Genomic DNA, 3496 nt, shown 5'->3' with positions numbered 1-3496 from the left:
CGTATCTACATCCGCAACGCCACGGTCAGTAAGCCGTGGGCGCTGCCGGTTAAACCCTGGTCACACCTGTCCGATCATGCGCCATTAGCGGTGGAGATTTTCCTATGAGTTTCAATTGGCGCGACGGTAATCAGCTCCGTTTGCTTGAGAACGGTGACGAATTTTTCCCGCGCGTGTTGGGCGCGATTCAGCGCGCCGAGCGCACGCTGCTGCTGGAAACCTTTATTCTGTTTGAGGATGAAGTGGGTAACGACCTGCACGAAGCACTGCTTAAAGCAGCGCAGCGTGGAGTGAAAGTTGAAGTGATGGTCGATGGCTACGGCTCGCCGGATCTCTCCGATCGATTTGTTAATAGCCTGACCGCCGCTGGCGTGCGCTTTATCTATTACGATCCGCGTCCGTTAGTGCTCGGCATGCGCACCAACGTGTTCCGCCGTTTGCATCGCAAAATCGTGGTGATCGATGAAGCGATCGCCTTTGTCGGTGGCATCAACTTCTCCGCCGAACACAACATCGATTTCGGTGCAGAAGCCAAGCAGGATTATGCGGTGGAGGTGAAAGGCCCGGTGGTGCTGGATATTGCCCAATATGTGCAGCAACAAATGGGCAGCGAACAGCACACGCGGCGCTGGTGGGGTGCGCGTTCCCACCGCCCAGCGGTTAACGCCATGCCCAGTGAAGCGCAGGTGCTGTTTGTCTATCGCGATAACGACGAGCACCGCGACGACATTGAGCAGCACTATCTCGCCATGCTGCGCAAGGCTCAGAAGGATGTGATCATCGCCAACGCCTACTTCTTCCCCGGCTATCGTCTGCTGCGCGAGATGCGCAGCGCGGCACAGCGCGGCGTGCGCGTCAGGCTGATTGTGCAGGGCGAACCCGATATGCCGATCGTTAAGGTCGGGGCCGAATTGCTTTACAACTATTTGGTCGATGGTGGCGTAGAAGTGTATGAATACTGCCGCCGCCCGCTGCACGGCAAAATTGCGGTGCAGGATCAGCAGTGGTCCACCGTCGGCTCCAGCAACCTCGATCCGCTGAGTTTATCCCTCAATCTGGAAGCCAATTTGATGGTGCACGATCGCGCCTTCAACCAGACGCTGCGCGACAATCTGGAGTTGCTGATTCAGCAGGATTGCGTGCGCGTGGAAGATGACAAGCTGCCGCCGCGCAACTGGTGGCAGCTGACCAAAGGCGTGATTGTGTTCCACTTTTTACGCCACTTCCCGGCTATCGCCGGTTGGTTGCCTGCACATACGCCGCGCTTGTCGCAGGTTGCGCCGCCGGTGCAGCCTGAAATGGAAACCCAGGATCGGGTTGAAGCCGATAATCCAGGAGCGAAACCCTAATGTCGAAGAAGAATCCGCGCTGGCAACTGGCGAAGAAAATCCTCACCTGGCTATTTTTTATCGCGGTGATCGTGCTGCTGGTGGTGTATGCGCGCAAGGTGAACTGGGAAGACGTTTACACAGTTATCGTCGGTTATAACCGTTATGTAGTGCTGAGCGCTGCCGCGCTGGTGGTGGTGAGTTATCTGACCTATGGCTTGTACGACCTGATTGGACGCGCTTACTGCGGCCATAAGCTGGCGAAGCGTCAGGTGATGCTGGTGTCGTTTATCTGTTATGCCTTCAACCTGACGCTCAGCACCTGGGTTGGCGGCGTGGCGATGCGTTATCGGCTCTACTCGCGACTCGGTTTGCCGGGAAACACCATTACGCGCATTTTCTCGCTGAGCATCGCCACCAATTGGCTCGGCTATATTCTGCTGGCCGGCGTGGTGTTTGCGGCGGGCATGGTGCCAATTCCTTCCGGCTGGTTCATTGGTGAAACCACGCTGCGCATTATTGGCGCGGTGCTGCTGGTGATGGTTGCGGTCTATTTGTGGGCGTGCGCCTTTGCGAAGAAGCGCCGCTGGACGGTAAAAGGCCAGCATCTGCAGCTGCCTTCGCTGCGCATGGCGCTGTTCCAGTTTGCCGTCTCCTGCGCCAACTGGATGGTGATGGGCATGATTATCTGGCTGCTGCTGGCGCGTCAGGTGGATTATCCCATCGTGCTGGGCGTGCTGTTGATCAGCAGTATCGCGGGCGTGATTATTCATATCCCGGCCGGGATTGGCGTGCTGGAAGCGGTATTTTTGGCGCTGCTGAGTGGGCAACATGCTTCGCACGGCAGCATTATCGCGGCGCTGCTGGCTTATCGCGTGCTCTACTTTATCCTGCCGCTGTTGGTGGCGCTGGTGCTCTATTTGTGGCTGGAGAGCCGCGCAAAGCATTTGCGGCAGAAGAATGAGCAGAAGATGGAGAAATCTATTTCGCGCTGAAGATCTTCGTAGGGTCGCCATGAATGGCGACCCTACGAAGATATACGAGGATTAGCGGCGGTTGCCGAAGATGCGCAGCAGCATCAGGAACAGGTTGATGAAGTCGAGATACAGCGTCAGTGCGCCCATGATGGAGGTGCGACGCAGGTTCTCTTTGTCATTCACGTTGATGTTCTCGCCAATGGCTTTCAGCTTCTGCGTGTCATAAGCGGTTAAGCCGACAAACACCACCACGCCGATATAGGTAATCGCCCACATCAGTGCCGGGCTTTTCAGCCAGAAGTTCACCAGCGACGCCAGCAAAATACCGATCAGTGCCATAAACAGCAGGCTGCCAAAACGGCTCAGGTCGCGCTTGGTGGTGTAACCGTAGAAGCTCATGGCACCGAACATCCCCGCCGTCACAAAGAAGGTGCTGGCAATCGATGAATAGGTGTAGACGAGGAAAATACTCGCCATTGTCAGACCAGTCAGCGCCGAATAGAGCATAAACAGCGCGGTGGCGACCGCGCCGCTCATCCGTTGCACCATGCCAGACAGCACAAACACCAGCGCCAGCTGCGCGATGATCAGACCAAAGAAAGTAATACGGTTAGCAAACACCAGTTCCATTACTGCAGGTGTGCGGGCAGCAAACCACGAAACAAACGCGGTGAGCAGCAAGCCGCAGGTCATCCAGCCATACACCTGCGCCATGTAGGTCTGCAGCGAGGTGGATGCCTGCTGCACGATTGAATCATTACGTGGATATCGATCCATGAAGCGCCTCATTAGCTTTTACGTTAACAAACTCTGTAAGTGTGGAGTGTACACCCGTTTGCGTCAACGGCGCGTCAAGCACTGTTGATAGCGGCCATTAACGCGCTGGGCAAACCACGCGGTGGTGAGATTGCGGGTGATTTTCGGGCTCTCAAGTTTGATGCCCGGCAGTATTTCGCGCGGCAGCGGTTTTCCGGCCATCTTATCGGCGAGAATAAAGGTCTGCTTCCACAGCGTGCTCTTGGCAAAATCTTCGGTGTCGCCCTTCTCCAGATCGCGGCGGATTTCACGATTGCTCATATCCAGCTGCTTGCTCAGACTGCGTACCGCCAGTTCGGTGGAGCCGGCCTGCTCGCTGCCATACATAATCAAATCGCCATCCAGTTCCAGCTTGATGCCGCTGGCGCGCGCAAT

4 protein-coding genes and 1 pseudogene are annotated in these 3496 nt (G+C 56.3%); 3 read left to right on the top strand and 2 right to left on the bottom strand.

Translation table 11 applies throughout. The features are described 5' to 3' along the window. The 3 genes and pseudogenes from RTY00_RS22035 to RTY00_RS22025 all read left to right on the top strand — a co-directional run. A pseudogene (locus RTY00_RS22035) lies at positions 1-108 on the top strand (EEP domain-containing protein); the annotation flags it as partial. Continuing rightward, a complete protein-coding gene (gene clsB / locus RTY00_RS22030; protein WP_312666240.1) occupies positions 105-1349 on the top strand; it encodes a cardiolipin synthase ClsB in 1245 nt (414 codons plus the stop codon). The pseudogene RTY00_RS22035 and the gene clsB, both read left to right, overlap by 4 nt. Continuing rightward, positions 1349-2323 (top strand): lysylphosphatidylglycerol synthase domain-containing protein, encoded by a 975-nt coding sequence (locus RTY00_RS22025; RefSeq protein ID WP_312666238.1) that lies wholly within the window; start codon positions 1349-1351, stop codon positions 2321-2323. The genes clsB and RTY00_RS22025 overlap by 1 nt, the downstream gene beginning before the upstream one ends. Before the next feature lie 51 nt (positions 2324-2374). Here RTY00_RS22025 and RTY00_RS22020 read toward each other — a convergent pair whose 3' ends face one another. Then, entirely contained in the window at positions 2375-3082 is a 708-nt protein-coding gene (locus RTY00_RS22020) for a Bax inhibitor-1 family protein (protein ID WP_008102687.1), read from the bottom strand. A 63-nt stretch (positions 3083-3145) separates the two neighbouring features. Beyond that, positions 3146-3496: DUF1615 family protein (locus RTY00_RS22015; protein ID WP_312666235.1), on the bottom strand; the 351-nt coding region annotated here is incomplete at its 5' end.

Origin of the sequence: Pantoea sp. CTOTU49201 (assembly GCF_032054795.1) — a bacterium.
In the GTDB taxonomy this organism is placed as follows: Bacteria; Pseudomonadota; Gammaproteobacteria; order Enterobacterales; family Enterobacteriaceae; genus Pantoea; species Pantoea symbiotica.
The sequence above is the reverse complement of the archived record's forward strand: the minus strand, read 5'-3'. Positions and strand labels throughout refer to the sequence as shown.

Excerpts from the sequence above, each read along its gene's own strand:
- RTY00_RS22020 (WP_008102687.1), bottom strand. The coding sequence starts at position 3,082 with ATGGATCGATATCCACGTAATGATTCAATCGTGCAGCAGGCATCCACC.
- RTY00_RS22025 (WP_312666238.1), top strand. The coding sequence starts at position 1,349 with ATGTCGAAGAAGAATCCGCGCTGGCAACTGGCGAAGAAAATCCTCACC.
- clsB (WP_312666240.1), top strand. The coding sequence starts at position 105 with ATGAGTTTCAATTGGCGCGACGGTAATCAGCTCCGTTTGCTTGAGAAC.